Here is a 15,445-nt window from a genome sequence, read left to right as displayed (position 1 = left end):
CGTTGGGAAGGCTGGGCAGCCTACTCGGCGGCCGCGGACCGGGCGCGCTGCTGGGCCACCTCGTACAACGCGATGCCCGCGGCGACGCCGGCGTTCAGCGACTCCGTTCCCGAGTGCATCGGGATCCTCGCCAGGTCGTCGGCGGTCTCGCGGACCAGCCGGGACAGCCCCTTGCCCTCCGAACCCGCGACCAGGACCACCGGGCCGTCCAGGTCGGCCACCTCGGCGAGGTCGCCCTCACCCTCCGCGGCCAGCCCGACGACGCGCAGCCCGGCCTTCTGGTAGGCCTTCAGCGTGCGGTTGAGGTTGACCGCCCGGGCCACCGGCACCCGCACCGCCGCACCCGCCGAGGTCTTCCAGGCGGCCGCCGTCATCGCGGCGGACCGGCGTTCGGGCACCACCACGCCGTGCGCGCCGAACGCCGCCGCCGAGCGGACCACCGCGCCCAGGTTGCGCGGGTCGGTGACACCGTCCAGGGCCACCAGCAGCGGCGGCTCACCGCTGTCGATGGCGTCCTGGAGCAGCTCGTCGGGGTCGGCGTACTCGTACGGCGGCACCTGCACGGCTACGCCCTGGTGGACCGCACCGCTGGTGAGCCGGTCCAGCTCCAGCCGGGTGACCTCCAGCAGCGGGGCGCCGGTCTCGGCGGCCAGCCGCAGGATCTCGCGTACCCGGTCGTCGCGGTCGATCCGCTCGGCGACCTGGACGGACTTCACCGGTACGCCGGAGCGCAGGGTCTCCACAACCGGGTTGCGGCCGACGATCCACTCCGGCCGGTCACCGGCGCGCCCCCCAGCGCCCGCCCGGCCGGAGCCGCCGCGCCGGCCATCCGAGGTGGCAGCCGCCCGCTTCTGCGCCTGCACCCGCTTGTGCGCCTTGTGGTAGGGCCGGTCCTCCGCCCGCGGCGTCGGGCCCTTGCCCTCCAGGCCGCGGCGGACCCGGCCGCCCGAGCCCGCCGTCGGGTTGCCCCCGGAACGCTGCCGGATCGCACCCCGGCGCTTGCTGTTGCCGGCCACGCCAGCCTCCACCCACTCGATGTCGTACGTCGATCAGCCGGGCCGTCCGCCTCGGCCGGCCCGGCTGATCCCAGCTAGCTCCGGTCGGCGACGTCCCACCGGGCGCCGTGCGGGGTGTCGGTGACCTCCACGCCGGCGTCCCTGAGTTGGTCGCGCACCGCGTCGGCCGTCGCCCAGTCCCGCCGGGCCCGCGCTTCCTCGCGCTGAACCAGCAATGCTCGCACCAGGGTGTCGGCCACCGCGCGGAGGGAGTCGTCCTGGCCGGCCGAACGCCGCCAGCGCGGGTCCATCGGGTCCAGGCCGAGCACGGACAGCATCGACCTGACCTCGAGCAGTCGCGCCCGGACGGTCGCCTTGTCGTCGGCGGCCAGGGCGGTGTTGCCGTCCCGGACCGCCGCGTGCACCACCGCGAGTGCCTGGGGGACGCCGAGGTCGTCGTTCATCGCCTGGACGAACGCATCCGGCAGGGTGGACGTCCACCCCTCCCCGTCCGTGCCCTCGCCGGCGAGCGGCGCGGCGCCGACCTCCCCGACGAACTCCACCGCCCGCTCGACGAAGCCCTCCAGCCGTTGGTACCCGGCGGCCGCCTCGTGCAGCGCCTCCTCGGAGTACTCGATCATCGAGCGGTAGTGCGGCGAGGCGAGGTAGTAGCGCAGCTCGACCGGGCGGACGTCGCGGCGGACGACCTCCCGGACCAGCAGGGAGTTGCCGAGCGACTTGCTCATCTTCTCCCCGGACAGCGTCACCCAGGCGTTGTGCAGCCAGTAGCGCGCGAACGGGTCGCCGGCCGCCAGCGACTGGGCGCGTTCGTTCTCGTGGTGCGGGAACACCAGGTCGATGCCGCCGCCGTGGATGTCGAACTCCCGGCCGAGGTACTTCGTCGACATCGCCGAGCACTCGATGTGCCAGCCCGGCCGGCCCGGGCCCCACGGCGTGTCCCAGCTCGGCTCACCCGGCTTGGCCCGCTTCCACAACGCGAAGTCGCGCGGGTCGCGCTTGGCCTCGGCGTTCTCGGTGTCGCCGGCCGACTGGACCTCCTCGACCCGCTGACCGGACAGGGCGCCGTAGTCGGCGAACGACCGGACGTCGAACAGCACGTCGCCGCCGCTGGCGTAGGCGTGGCCGGCCTCGATCAGCCGGTCGATCAGCGCGACGATCTCGGGGACGTGCCCGGTCGCCCGCGGTTCCAGCGTCGCCGGGAGGCAGCCGAGCAGGTCGTACGCCGCGGAGAACGCCCGCTCGTTGCGGTAGGCGAGCTCCCACCAGGGCACCTGCTCCGCCTGGGACCTGGCGATCACCTTGTCCTCGACGTCGGTGACGTTGCGGACGTAGACGACCTCGGTGCCCTGGTGCAGCAGCCAGCGCCGGAGCAGGTCGAAGTTGACGGCGAACCGCACGTGCCCGATGTGCGGCGGGCTCTGCACGGTGGCGCCACAGACGTACATCGTGACCTTGCCGGGCTGGAGCGGCTCGAAGTCACGGATCGCACGCGCGCGCGTGTCGTACAGGCGCAAGTTCATTGACTCAGCGTACCGATGACCCCGCACCGGCCCGCCTCCCGGCGATCCGGGCCGCCGATTCGGCGATTCGCCCGAAATTCCCCGGAGTCGTTTCTCCCGGGTTCAGCGGGCCGGCTCGACGCCGAGCTCGTGGCCGAACACGCCGCGCGAGTCGTAGTGTGCCTTGATCCGCTGCAGCCGCGGGTAGTTCCCCTTGTAGTACAGGGTGTGCCAGGGCACCCCGGAGGTGTTCCACCGCGGGTCGGCGAGGTCGCGGTCGGGATAGTTGATGTACGACCCGTCGTTGGCGGCGTTCGGCACCGGCACCCCGCCGGTCTCGGCGTACACGTCCCGGTAGACGCGCCGGGTCCAGTCGACCTCCTCCTCGTCGCGCCCCGGGTCGGTCCACGAGGCGGCGTAGACGACCTTCATGATCGAGTCCCGCTGGGCGGTGGCGGTGGCCGACGGGTTGACGGTGTTGACCTGCCCGCCGTACGGGATGAACAACGCCAGCGACTCGGGGTTGCGGTAGCCGGGGTCGGTGAGGTGGCGGTGGAGCGTGGCCACCTGGTCGGCGGTGTAGCCCGTCCGCAGGTAGGCCGCCTTGTACTTCCCCCGGCCCGGCTGCTGGGTCTCCTGGATCGAGCGGATCAGGGTCAGGTGCAGGAAGTGGCCCTCCTCCACCTCGCCCAGATAGGGCCTGGGCGAAACGCCGTCGGCGATCGCCTCGTGGAACGCTGTCAACCTCGCCTTGGCATCGGGCAGCGTCCCGTCGATCTGCGTGGACAGCAGGAACCCGTCGGCCGCGCTGGTGGGGATGAGGAACGGGCTGTAGAGACTGGCGTACGGCGAGCCCGCGCCGGCGTACTTCTCGTACCACCCGAAGTAGTTCGCCATCGTCCGCGCGAACGACTCCGCGGTGACGGCCTTCCAGTCCCAGGCGACGAAGGAGCTCAGCAGCGTGGCCGGCGGCCGGGGCAGCGCACGGGTGGGATCGTTGCCGGAAACGCCGTGGCTGCGCAGGAAGTAGCGGGTGACGACACCGAAGTTCCCGCCGCCTCCGCCGGTGTGCGCCCACCACAGGTCGCGGTGCGGGTCGTGCGGCTCCCGGGTCGCGACAACCGGCCGGGCGTGCCCGGACCGGTCCACGACCACCACCTCAACGGCGTACAGGTGGTCGACGACCGAACCGTGCAGCCGGGACAGCGGGCCGTACCCGCCGCCGCTGAAGTGGCCGCCGACCCCGACCGACAGGCAACCGCCGCCCGGCACGGTGACGCCCCAGCCGTAGAAGAGCGCCTTGTACACCTGCTCCAGGGTCGCGCCCGCCTCGACGGCGAACGCCCGCCGGCGGTGGTCCCAGGTCACCCCGGACAGTGCCGACATGTCGACGACCACCTGCACGTCGGGGTCGTCGACGAAGTTCTCGAAGCAGTGGCCGCCGCTTCGCACCGCGATCCGCCGACCCGAGCGTGCAGCGTTCTCGACCGCGCGTACGACGTCCTCGGTGGAGTGCACCACCTCGATGCGTTCGGGATGCCCGACGAAGCGGCGGTTCTGCCCACGCAGCAGCAGGTCGCCGTAGCGCGGGTCGTCCGGTCCGACACCACCTGTGCCACCACCGGGCCCATCGCCGCGGCCGGCGGCATCCGCCGTTCCTGTTCCCACGACCCCGGTTCCCGCCACTCCGGCGAGTGCGGCGGTCGCACCGAGGAAGCCCCGTCTGGTCACGTTCGTCATCGCGAAATCCGTTCCTGGCAAGGCGGTCACGCTGATCGTGCCACCGGCCACACGAACGTAACGACGCACCGGCAAGGCACACATCCACCGATCAGTGGATCTGCCCGTCGGTCAGTTGGGTACGACTCAGGCAGGTACGACCAGCGCGGTGGCGAACGCCGCCAGCCCCTCGCCGCGGCCGGTGAACCCGAGCCCGTCGGTCGTCTTCGCGGCCACGCCCACCGGCGCGCCACACGCCTCGCTCAGCACGCGCTCGGCCTCGACGCGACGTGCGGCCATCCGGGGCCGGACGCCGACCACCTGCACCGAGACGTTCCCGATCCGCCACCCCGCCGACCGGACCCGAGCGGCCATCTCGGTCAGCAGCGCGACGCCGGAGGCACCGGCCCACACCGGGTCCGACGTGCCGATCTGGGCACCGAGGTCACCCAGCCCCGCGGCGGTCAGGATCGCGTCGCAGCAGGCGTGCGCGGCCACGTCGCCGTCGGAGTGGCCGGACAGCCCGACGCTCTCCTGCGGCCAGTGCAGCCCGGCGACCCACATCGGCCGGCCGGGGGCGAACGGGTGGACGTCGACGCCGACGCCGACCCGGGGAAGTCCAGGCAGATCGGCCGGCGAGTCAGCGGGCACCGGCGGCCCTCCGCCGGGTCAGCAGCGCCTCCGCGGTCAGCAGGTCCAGCGGCCTGGTCACCTTGAACGCCTCCTCCGAGCCGGGCACGGCCACCACCGGGACGCCCTGGCGTTCGACCATGCCGGCATCGTCGGTGACCGGTGGGCCCTCCGGAAGTCCGCCGTCGGCCAGGGCCTGCTCGACCGCCGCGTGCGCGGCCCTCAGCACGGCCCGCCGGAATCCCTGCGGAGTCTGGACGGCACGCAACGAGGACCGGTCCAGGGTGCTGACCACCTGGTCTCCGGCGACCACCTTCACGGTGTCCGCGAGCGGAACGACCGGCACACAGGCGGCGGCACCGCGGCGGATCGTCGCGGCCACCGCGTCGACGAGTTCGGGCGGCGCCAGCGGCCGGGCCGCGTCGTGGACCAGTACGACGTCCACATCCTCGGGCAGGCTGGCCAGCGCGCGGGCCACGGACTGTTGCCGGTCCAGGCCACCGGGGACGACGAGGACCTCACCGATCCACTCGTAGTCGGCCAGCAGGCGTTCGACACCCGCCGGGTCGTCGGGGGGTGCGGCTACCACCACGAGGTCGACCGAACGGGCGCGGTCCACCGCCCTGACCGCGTGCACGAGCAGCGGTGCGCCGCCCAACTCGCGGAGGGCCTTCGGCACACCGGGGCCCAGACGTTCGCCGCGGCCGGCGGCCGGAATGATCGCTGCGGTTCTCATCACTTCTGTGAGGTTGTGAGGAAGGGTGCGGGCGCAGGAGAAGCCTCGACCCCGGCGTCAGCCGGGGTCGAGGCTCGCGCACGTCGTCAGGAAGCGAGCACCTCGTCGAGGAGGGCTTCCGCCTTGTCCTCGTTGGTGTTCTCCGCCAGCGCCAACTCGGAGACCAGTATCTGCCGGGCCTTCGCCAGCATCCGCTTCTCACCCGCGGAAAGCCCGCGGTCCCGCTCCCGGCGCCACAGGTCGCGGACGACCTCCGCCACCTTGATCACGTCACCGGAGGCAAGCTTCTCGAGGTTGGCCTTGTAGCGCCGCGACCAGTTGGTCGGCTCCTCCGTGTGTGGAGCACGGAGAACCTCGAAGACCTTCTCCAGACCTTCCTGACCCACTACGTCGCGGACGCCGACCAGGTCGACGTTCTCCGCCGGGACCCGGACAACGAGATCGCTTTGTGCCACGATCCGCAGGACGAGGTAGGTCTTGTCCACGCCCTTGATCTTGCGTGTCTCGATGTCATCGATGACGGCAGCCCCATGATGGGGGTACACCACTGTCTCGCCGACCTTGAAAGTCATATGTCAGGTACCCCTTCCTCGGTGACAAGGGTAACACGGGGCGATCCTGACACCCTCGACGTTTCCGCAGGTCAGCGCGGGGATGGGGGGTTGACAAGCCGCGTCGCGGCATGCTCGGGCAGGTGAAAGGGCCTGCAAGGAGCGGCTACGACCAGGCTTCACAGCCCCGGAAAGGCAGGTGTTCTCCCTCGACGTACACGGGCTTCGGTTGGTACGGATTGACGCCCGGAGCACCGCGCAGATGGAACGCGCTCGGCCACGGCAACTCGTCGGTGACGATACGTGTCGTGGTCGGAATGTAGCGGATCGTGAGACCGCATCTGCGCTGTGGTGAGGTGTTCGCGTTGCTCCCGTGCACGATGTGCGGGTGGTGGACTTCCACGTCGCCGGGCCGCAGCACCATGTCGACGGCCTGGTCCTCGTCCACGTCGACCGCGATCTCCTTGCCCAGAACGCTCTCCACGTCGGTGTTGTCCCGCATCCCCGCGACGTCCCACTTGTGCGAGCCGGGGACCAGCCGTACGCAGCCGTTCTCCGGGGTGGACGGGTCGACCGCCAGCCACAGCGTGACGACCTTCATCGGCTCCAGCGGCCAGAACGCGCCGTCCTGGTGCCACAGCACCGGCTGGCCGGAGAACGGCGGCTTGCAGATGTAGTGGGACGCGAACAACGCGACGTCCGGGCCCACGAACAGCTGCGCGATGTCGACCAACCGGTCGTCACCGATCAGGCGCACCCAGAACGGGTCGTCCCGCATCAGAACGTGCCCGAGGTTCTCGGGCCGCAGCTCAGGGTGCCGGGCCTGCAGCCACTCGACGTGGGCGTTCACTTCCTTGATCAGGTCGGCGTCGATGACGTCGCGGAAGATCACGTAGCCGTCGGTGTCGTAGCGTTCGCGTGCGTCGCGTTCGTCCAGTACTTCTGCGCTCATCGAACTCGTCCCCTTCGTCGGCGATCGTCCTGATGGGCACTTCCGTGTCCTGCGCCCATCGTCGGATCCGGAGCGGGTCGTGCGATAGCACTGCCGACGCGGGAATGTGTACTTTTCTGACATGCCCTCCCGGCAGCCGCTGCGGTTCGAGTCCCATGCCCTGGGGCGCGCCTACCACGCCGCCCAGGTCCGGCTCGGCCCCCGATCGGGCGGCTCCGACCGGCACGGCCACGCGGACTTCTACGAGCTGATGGCCGTCGTCGACGGATATGCCGACCACCACGTCGGCACCGGCGTCCAGGCACTGGCACCGGGCGACGTGGTTCTCGTCCGCCCACGCGACCAGCACGCGATCGCCGGGCGGTCACCGGCCGGGGTGACGTTCGTCAACGTCGCCTTTCCCGCGCCGGCCTGGCAGGCCTTCGTCGACCTCGCCGGCGCCGATCCGGACGGGGAGCTGGAGCAGCGGCCCGACCCTCCGCTGCTGGCACTGCGGGGTGAGCGCGGCGAGGCCGGGCGGGCGGCGTTCGACCGGGCGCTCGCGGCGTTCCACGGCACGCCGACGATGCTCGACCTGATCAGGTTCTGGTCGGAGATCCTCGCCCTCGGCACCTTCGACGCGCACACCGGCACCGAACGCGCCGGCTCCGGTGTGCGCGCCGGCGAGCTCCGCCCGGCCTGGTTGGTACGCGCCTGCGCCGAGATGCGCGCCGAGGACAACCTCCGGGCCGGCGTACCCCGGCTGCGCGAGCTCGCGACCGTGAGCGGCGCCCACCTGGCCCGGTCCATGCGCACGCACTACGCCACCTCGCCCACCCGCTTCGTCACCGAGTTGCGGCTCGAACGCGCCCGCGTCCTGCTGGCCACCACCGACCTCACCGTCACCGCGATCGCCCACCGCACCGGCTTCGCCAGCCAGTCGTACTTCACCCGTTGCTTCCACCGGGCACACGGACTTTCCCCGCGCGCGTACCGCCGGCGTGCCCGGCGCGCGTTCGTGCCCTGAGCGTCGGGGCGTCCAGGAAGGCCCGATACGCTGTGCGACGCGCCGCGTGTGACACCGAGGAAGGAACGCCGTGCTGTCATCGAGGATCGGCCGCGGCCTGGCCGCAGGCCTGGTCGCCGTCTCTCTGCCCCTTCTCGCAGGCTGTGGCTCCTCCGCCTCGCAGACGCCCTACACCCCGGCCGACGGTGTGTGGACCAACCACGACGGCCTGGAGCTTCGCAACATCGTCGCGGTCGCGCCACGCGAGGGCGAGGCCACGCTGGTCGGCACGATCTTCAACGTCGGCGCCGGCGCGGACACCTTGACGGGCGTGCAGCTGCCCGGCGGACGGGGCAAGGTGGGCTCGGGCACGGTGCCGTTGCCCGCCAGTGGCACGGCGGTGCTCGGCGTCGACACCAGCCTGGGTGCCGCAGTACCCACCGCACTGACCGGCGCCGGGCTCAAGCCCGGCCTCGTCGTCCCGGTGACGTTCCGGTTCCAGCGAGCCGGCACCGTGCGCCTCGACGTCCTGGTCGTGCCCCGTAAGGGCATCTGGGCCACCGTGCCGCCGCCCGGTAGCCCCACGCCGAAGCTCCCGTCGTAGTCGATCCCCGGCTGAGTCGCTGGGGCGTGTCGAAACGCGCCCCAGCTAGCCCTCGAACTTGTAGCCCAGCCCGCGCACCGTCACCAGGTGGCGCGGGTTGGACGGGTCCGGTTCGATCTTCGCCCGCAGCCGCTTGACGTGCACGTCCAGCGTCTTGGTGTCACCCACGTAGTCCGCGCCCCACACCCGGTCGATCAGCTGACCGCGGGTCAGCACCCGGCCGGTGTTGCGCAGGAACATCTCCAGCAGCTCGAACTCCTTCAGCGGCAGGCGTACGTCGCCGCCGCCCACCGACACCACGTGGCGTTCGACGTCCATCCGGACCGGTCCGCCCTCCAGCGTGGCCTGGACGACCTCGCCGGTCGGTTCGGTGCCGCGGCGCAGGACCGCGCGGATCCGGGCGACCAGCTCGCGCGGGCTGTAGGGCTTGGTGACGTAGTCGTCGGCGCCCAGCTCCAGCCCCACCACCTTGTCGATCTCGGTGTCCTTCGCCGTCACCATGATCACCGGGACGTTGGAGGTGCGGCGAAGCTCACGGCAGACCTCGGTGCCGGACAGTCCGGGCAGCATCAGGTCGAGCAACACGATGTCGGCGCCACCGCGTTCGAACTCCTCCAGCGCGACGGTGCCGGTGGCCGCCAGCGCGACCTCGAACCCCTCCTTGCGAAGCACGTACGACAGTGCGTCGCTGTAGCTCTCCTCGTCCTCCACGACGAGCACTCGGGTCACCGGCTTGCCTCCTTCGGGCGGCGTACGGCACTCGCGTCCGCCGCCTTTGCGGGTCTGGTTGTGGGTCTGGTTGTTGGTCTGTTCTGCTCGCACTGGTCCGCGGCAGCGGCCGAGAGCCGCCCGGGGCTTGGAAGCTCGGCCGGGCCGGGAAGGCGGACCGAGCCGATCTCGCGGATGGGCGCGGACGACTCCGACGCGAGGTCGGGACGCAGCGGCAGCAGGAGGGTGAAGGTCGACCCCTCCCCCTCCACGCTCCACACGTCGACCGCCCCGCCGTGACTGGCCGCCACGTGCTTGACGATGGACAGGCCCAGGCCGGTGCCGCCGGTCTGCCGGCTGCGGGCCCGGTCGACCCGGTAGAAGCGTTCGAAGACTCGCTCCAGCTCCTTCTCCGGGATGCCGACGCCCTGGTCGGACACCGCGATCTCGACCATCGGGCCGAAGCCTTCGAAGGTCGCCGCGGGCCGCCGGCGTACGTCGACCACCACGCGGGTGTGCTCCGGGCTGTACGTCACGGCGTTCTCGACCAGGTTGCCGAGCGCGATGATCAGCTGCTGGGCGCTTCCGGTCACCGCGAGGCCGGTGTCCCCGGCCCGGACCAGCGTGACGTGCTTGGTCTGCGCATCCACCCGGGACCGGTCCAGCGCGCCGTCGACCACCTGGTCCAGCTCGATCGGCGCGGCCTCCTCCACCGGGTCGTCGGCCTGCACGCGGGAGAGCTCGATGATCTGCTGCACCAGCCGGGTCAGCCGGTCGCTCTCGACCTGCATCCGGCCGGCGAACCGCTGGACGGCCTCGGGGTCGTCCGCGGCGTGCTGGACCGCCTCCGCCAGCAGGACGAGGGCCCCGATCGGGGTCTTCAGCTCATGGCTGACGTTGGCGACGAAATCGCGCCGAATGGTGTCGATCCGGCGTTCCTTGGTGCGGTCCTCGACCAGCACCAGGATCAGCTCGCTGCCGAGCGGGGCGACCCGGGCGGAAACGGACAGGACGTCCTGGCCGAAGCGGCCACGGGGGAGCTCCAGGTCGCACTGCCGGATTTCACCGTCCTTGCGCACCTGTCTCACGAGCTCGAGAAGGTCCTCGACCACGATCCGGCTGCCGCGGACCAGCCCGAACGACCGGGCCGGGGCGCTGGCCTGGCGTACCTCGTCGTGGGGACCGACGACCACGGCGGCCGAGCGCAGCACGGCGAGGACCTTCGCCACGTCGGGCGGCACGGCCGGCTCCGGCTCCTCCGGCGCCCTGGTCTGGGCGCCTTCGCTCAACCGGAAGGCGAGGACCGCGACCGCGCCGATGGCGAGGCCGACCAGGCCGCTGAGGGTCGCGGCGAGCGTCGCTTCCACGCCCCGATGGTAAGCCGACCTTCCCAGCAAAAGCCCTCGTCGGGGGCGGTCATCCGCACAGCCGACGGCCAGAGTTCACCCGTTGTTTGACCGCGTACTCCGCCTGGTCACCTGAATCACCTACGGTGTTCGCTATGCGAGACGCGTTTCACGAACAGCTTCAGCATCTGACCGACCGCATGGTCGAAATGGCCAATCTGGTGGAGGTCGCCGTCCGGGAAGGGACCGGCGCCCTGCTGGAGGCCGACGCCCGGCGGGCCGAGCGGGTGATCGCCGCCGACGCCCAGATCGACCGGTTGCAGTCTCTGGTCGAGGAACGCACGTTCGAGCAGCTTGCCCTGCAACAGCCGGTTGCCAGCGACCTGCGCGCCCTGGTGGCCGCGCTGCGGATGGTGGCCGACCTGGAACGCATGGGCGACCTCGCCGAGCACGTCGCCAAGATCGCCCGGATGCGCTACCCCGAGTGCGCGATCCCGGCCGAGCTCCACGACACGATCGCCGAGATGGGGTCGGTGGCGGAGCGGATGGTGCACAAGGTCGCACAGACAGTGGCTTCCTCCGACGTCACCCAGGCGGTCGACCTGGTGTCCGAGGACGACCAGATGGACCGGCTGCGGCGGTCGCTGTTCCACATCGTGCTGGACAAGGACTGGTCGCACGGCGTCGAGGCGGCGATCGACATCGCCCTGCTGGGGCGCTACTACGAACGCATCGCCGACCACGCGGTCTCCATGGCCCGCCGGGTGATCTACCTCGTGACCGGGGACGTGCCGGTCCGTTCTTCCTGACCGGGCTGCCTTCTCGCAGCCCGCGAACCTGCCCTCGAACGCGACCGGGGCCGGTGTCGATCCCGACACCGGCCCCGGTTCTTCGTTTCCGGCCTACTGCACCGCGGAGACCCGGGCCGCCTGGAACTGCTCGGCGGTCTGGTCGGCGACCACCTGCCCGTCGTGCACGGTGACGATCCGGTCCACCCACCGCAGCGTCTGCGGCCGGTGCGCGATCACGATGGTCGTCCGTCCGGCGGCTACCTTCGCCATCGCCTGCTCGACGCGGCGTTCACTCTGCAGGTCCAGATGTGAGGTGGCCTCGTCGAGAACCAGGATCCGCGGGTCCATGACCAGCGCCCTGGCCAGGCACAGCAACTGGCGCTGTCCCGCCGACAGCGACCGGCCGCGTTCCTGCACCTCGTGCAGGTAGCCACCGTCCAGTCCGGCGATGAAGTCGTGCGCACCCACGGCGCGGGCGGCCTGCTCCACCATCTCGTCGGTGACGTCCGGGATGCCGTACGCGATGTTGTCCCGGATGGTGCGCGAGAACAGGAACGGCTCCTGCGGGACGTAACCGATCGACTGGCGGAACTTCTCCGGGTCGAAGCCGGTCACCGGCGCACCGTCAACCTCGACCTGCCCACCGGTGGCGTCGTAGAACCTCGTTATCACCTTGGCGATCGTGGACTTCCCGGCACCGGTCTGGCCGACGAACGCCACCCGCTCACCGGCGTCGATACGCAGGTTGGCCTCGCGCAAGGCGGGCTTGCGGGTGCCGTTGTACTGCAGCGTGACGTCGCGGAGCTCGATGTCGCCGCGCAGCTTGCCGATCTCGGCGGGCTCGGCCGGCGTGGGCACGCTGACCTCCTCCGCCAGCAGGGCCGCGATCCTGGTGACGCCGGTGCGGGCCCGCTGGTAGATGTCGAACACCGTCGCCATCTGCTGGATCGGTGCGAACGCCAGCGCGAGGTAGAGCAGGAACGGCACCAGCTCGGCCACCCGCAACTGACCCGCTTCGACCAGGTGCCAGCCGACCAGCAGCGTGGTTGCCACGGTGAGCCCGGCCAGCAGTTCGATGAACGCGACGTAGATCGCGGTCGCCCGGTTGCTCGTCCGCCGCGCGACGAACTGCCGCTGGGCAAGGCCCCGGAAGTGCGTCTGGTTGGCGTGCTCCCGCTGGAACGCCTGGGTGACCGGCAGCACCGCGAGGGTCTCGTGCAGGTAGGTGTTCAGCGCGGAGTTGAGTTCCCGTGCCTCCTCGTACGCGGGACCGACCACGCGGCGGTACCAGATCGTGGCCACCGTCGCCGGCGGGACGACCGCCAGCACCACCAGCGCGAGCGTCGGGTTGAGCACCAGCAGCACCGCCGTCATGCCGGTGAACGTGACGATCGCGACCAGGGCGTTGGTGAGCCCGGCCTGGATGAGCTCGGCCACCGCGTTGACGTCGGAGGTGAGCCGGGTCATGATCCGTCCCGCGTGGGTGCGGTCGTAGTAGTCCATGCCGAGCCGCTGCAGATGGGCGAACAGCCTTATCCGCAAGGCGTACAGGATGCGCTCGGTGGTACGTGCGGTGACGAACGTGGTGGCCCAGACATCACTCCAGTCGATCAGCGCCACCAGGCCGAACACCGCGCAGGTGACCAGCAGCATGCCCAGCGACCTGCTGCCCAGGGCCTGGTCCAGGCCGTTCTGCACCAGCAGCGGACCGGCCAGCACCGCCAGCGCGTCCACCAGGAGCAGGGCCAGGCCGAGCAGGATCCCCCACCGCTGCGGCCGCAGCATCCGGGTGAGCTTGAACCGCTCGTGCCGGTTCGACTCCCGCTCGACGTCGACGCCCATCTGGTCGGTGGCCGGGCGCAGTGCGGCCAGCGCGGACAGGAGTTCCGGCGACACCGGGTCGCCGACCCTTGCCCGCAACGGGTTCATGGCCGTCTGTGAGGGCTGCCACGCCTCGGGGGTCACCTCGGCGGTCACCTCGGCGGTCCCCGGCGAGCCGGCTCCGGTGTCGTCGGCCCTGGCGTCTGCCAGCTCCGACATCAGTGCCTGGTACAGCTCCGACCGGACCAGCAACTCCTCGTGGGTGCCCTGGTCGACCACGCGCCCGCCGTCCACGAGCACCACCCGGTCGGCCAGCGCCACGGTGGACTCGCGGTAGGCGACGACGATCACGGTGCGGCCGTCGACCACCTCACGCATCGCGTCCAGGATGCGCCGCTCGACGTGCACGTCCACCGCCGACGTCGCGTCGTCCAGGACGAGCACGTCCGCGTCGGCCACCAGCGCCCGGGCGAGCGCGATCCGCTGCCGCTGCCCGCCGGACAGGCCGAGACCCTCCTGCCCCACCTCGGTGTCGTACCCCTCGGGCAGGTTGGCCACGAAGTCGTGGATGGCGGCGATCTTCGCCATCGCGACGACCTCGTCGTCGGTGGCGTCCGCGCGGCCGTAGGCGATGTTGTCCCGGATCGAACCGGACAGCAGCATCGCCTCGTCGAAGACCACGCTGACCCGCCGGCGCAGGTCGGGCAGCGAAAGCTCCCGTACGTCCACACCGTCCAGCAGCACCCGGCCCGAGCTCACGTCGCGCAGCCGGGACACCAACTGCAGTGCCGAGGACTTGCCGGACCCGGTGGGCCCGACGATCGCCACGGTCTCACCGGGCAGGACGTCCAGGCTGAACCCGTCCAGCGCCTCCGGCCCGTCGGGGTAGGAGAACGACACGTCGTCGAACGTCACGAACGCACCGCGTTCGGCACTGCCGGCTGCGTTGTCGCCGTTGGTGTCACCGGCGCGGTCCGCACGGCCGGCCACCTCGTCGCGCACCTCGGGGTGAACGGCGAACACCTCGGCGATCCGCTCGGTACCCGACCGCGCCCGCGGGAGCAGCGTGAGCACCATCGCCAGCAGCCGGGCCGAACCGTTCAGGTCGGCGAGGTAGGCCAGGAAGGCGAAGAACGTACCGACGGTCAGGTGACCGTTCAGGGCGAGCCAGCCGCCGAACAACAGCACCAGCACCTGCCCGGCCAGCGGCGAGGCCTGCAGCGTCGCCAGCAGCGGCGAGCGTTCGCGCACCGCGCGTACCCGCGAACGGAACAGGACCGTCAGGGACTCGACGAACCGGCCGAGTTCGGCCCGCTCCTGGCCGAAGCCCTTCACTACCCGCACGCCGGTGATCGCCTCCTCGGCGACCGTGGTCATGTCCGCCTCACGCTGCTGGGCGTCCCAGGACGCGGCGTACACCCGCATGTGCAGCCGGCGGGTCACGATCACCAGCACCACGAGGACGGCGCACAACACCAACGCCAGCAGGGGTGACAACGTGGCCATGATGCACAGGGCCAAGGTCACCTGCAGGACGGTGCCGAGCACCGGCGGCAGCAGACCGACGGCCTGCTGGATCAGCACCAGGTCGGAGTTGACCCGGGCGACCAGCTGGCCGCTCTGCATCCGCTCGTGCGCGGCGGCGTCCAGATGCTGCAGGTGCGCGTAGAGGTCGTCGCGGATGTCGTTCTGGACGTGGATGCTCAGCCGTCCACCGGTCTCCCGCCACAGGCCGCTGGCGCAGGCCCGAAGCGCGACGACGCCCACCAGGGCGAGCACCCACGGAAGCACCGGCTTGGTCCGCGCCACGATCGCGTCGTCGACCACGACCTTTTGCAACAGCGGCGCGCTGACCAAGGCGGCGGTCCACGCCGTGGCGGCGGCCAGGGCGGTCACCAGAGCGCGGCGATGGCGACCGAGGTAGGGAGCCAGCCACCGCAACCAGCCCTTGACAGGAGCGGACTGAGCCGATAGTGCCGAATTTCCCTTGTTTACAAGGACTTTCGGCGTCGCCTTAGGTTGGCGGGCGACGGACACCGACGAGGTCGCGATGGGCGTGGCCGTCGGTGTTGACGTCGGTGTGGACG

13 protein-coding genes are annotated in these 15,445 nt (G+C 71.2%); 3 read left to right on the top strand and 10 right to left on the bottom strand.

Annotation, left to right across the window (positions count from 1 at the left end):
• Positions 1-20: 20 nt before the first annotated feature.
• The 7 genes from rlmB to F4554_RS04175 form a co-directional block, all read right to left on the bottom strand.
• A complete protein-coding gene (gene rlmB, locus F4554_RS04205; RefSeq protein WP_179786152.1) occupies positions 21-1,016 on the bottom strand; it encodes a 23S rRNA (guanosine(2251)-2'-O)-methyltransferase RlmB in 996 nt (331 codons plus the stop codon).
• A gap of 74 nt (positions 1,017-1,090) precedes the next feature.
• Positions 1,091-2,536, bottom strand: a complete 1,446-nt coding sequence (gene cysS / locus F4554_RS04200) for a cysteine--tRNA ligase (RefSeq protein ID WP_179786151.1) — start codon at positions 2,534-2,536, stop codon at positions 1,091-1,093.
• A 102-nt stretch (positions 2,537-2,638) separates the two neighbouring features.
• Positions 2,639-4,255 (bottom strand): FAD-binding protein, encoded by a 1,617-nt coding sequence (locus tag F4554_RS04195; protein ID WP_179786150.1) that lies wholly within the window; start codon positions 4,253-4,255, stop codon positions 2,639-2,641.
• A gap of 126 nt (positions 4,256-4,381) precedes the next feature.
• A complete protein-coding gene (gene ispF / locus F4554_RS04190; RefSeq protein WP_179786149.1) occupies positions 4,382-4,885 on the bottom strand; it encodes a 2-C-methyl-D-erythritol 2,4-cyclodiphosphate synthase in 504 nt (167 codons plus the stop codon).
• Positions 4,875-5,600, bottom strand: coding sequence for a 2-C-methyl-D-erythritol 4-phosphate cytidylyltransferase (gene ispD / locus F4554_RS04185; protein WP_179786148.1), 726 nt, complete (start codon positions 5,598-5,600; stop codon positions 4,875-4,877). The genes ispF and ispD overlap by 11 nt, the downstream gene beginning before the upstream one ends.
• Before the next feature lie 86 nt (positions 5,601-5,686).
• Positions 5,687-6,172, bottom strand: a complete 486-nt coding sequence (locus F4554_RS04180) for a CarD family transcriptional regulator (RefSeq protein ID WP_179786147.1) — start codon at positions 6,170-6,172, stop codon at positions 5,687-5,689.
• A 145-nt stretch (positions 6,173-6,317) separates the two neighbouring features.
• Positions 6,318-7,103: a phytanoyl-CoA dioxygenase family protein gene (locus F4554_RS04175; protein ID WP_179786146.1), complete on the bottom strand. Its 786-nt coding sequence runs from the start codon at positions 7,101-7,103 to the stop codon at positions 6,318-6,320.
• A gap of 121 nt (positions 7,104-7,224) precedes the next feature.
• Between F4554_RS04175 and F4554_RS04170 the strand changes: the two genes are divergently transcribed.
• Together F4554_RS04170 and F4554_RS04165 are read left to right on the top strand one after the other, a co-directional pair.
• On the top strand, positions 7,225-8,109 hold the full coding sequence (locus F4554_RS04170; RefSeq protein WP_179786145.1) for an AraC family transcriptional regulator: 885 nt from the start codon (positions 7,225-7,227) through the stop codon (positions 8,107-8,109).
• Positions 8,110-8,179: 70 nt separating this feature from the next.
• Positions 8,180-8,692, top strand: coding sequence for a hypothetical protein (locus tag F4554_RS04165; RefSeq protein WP_179786144.1), 513 nt, complete (start codon positions 8,180-8,182; stop codon positions 8,690-8,692).
• 45 nt (positions 8,693-8,737) lie between these two features.
• Here the strand turns inward: F4554_RS04165 and F4554_RS04160 are convergent, their stop codons facing one another.
• Both F4554_RS04160 and F4554_RS04155 read right to left on the bottom strand, forming a co-directional pair.
• Entirely contained in the window at positions 8,738-9,421 is a 684-nt protein-coding gene (locus tag F4554_RS04160) for a response regulator (RefSeq protein ID WP_179786143.1), read from the bottom strand.
• Positions 9,418-10,767, bottom strand: coding sequence for an ATP-binding protein (locus F4554_RS04155; protein ID WP_179786142.1), 1,350 nt, complete (start codon positions 10,765-10,767; stop codon positions 9,418-9,420). The genes F4554_RS04160 and F4554_RS04155 overlap by 4 nt, the downstream gene beginning before the upstream one ends.
• A gap of 134 nt (positions 10,768-10,901) precedes the next feature.
• On the opposite strand from F4554_RS04155, the gene phoU reads away from it, so the two are divergent.
• Positions 10,902-11,555 (top strand): phosphate signaling complex protein PhoU, encoded by a 654-nt coding sequence (gene phoU, locus F4554_RS04150; RefSeq protein ID WP_179786141.1) that lies wholly within the window; start codon positions 10,902-10,904, stop codon positions 11,553-11,555.
• Positions 11,556-11,648: 93 nt separating this feature from the next.
• Here the strand turns inward: phoU and F4554_RS04145 are convergent, their stop codons facing one another.
• Complete coding sequence (locus F4554_RS04145; protein ID WP_179786140.1) at positions 11,649-15,254, bottom strand: ABC transporter transmembrane domain-containing protein; 3,606 nt, start codon at positions 15,252-15,254, stop codon at positions 11,649-11,651.
• Positions 15,255-15,445: the final 191 nt, after the last annotated feature.

The organism is Actinopolymorpha rutila, assembly GCF_013407855.1.
Classification (GTDB): domain Bacteria; phylum Actinomycetota; class Actinomycetes; order Propionibacteriales; family Actinopolymorphaceae; genus Actinopolymorpha; species Actinopolymorpha rutila.
This window is presented reverse-complemented; position numbering and strand designations above follow the sequence as displayed.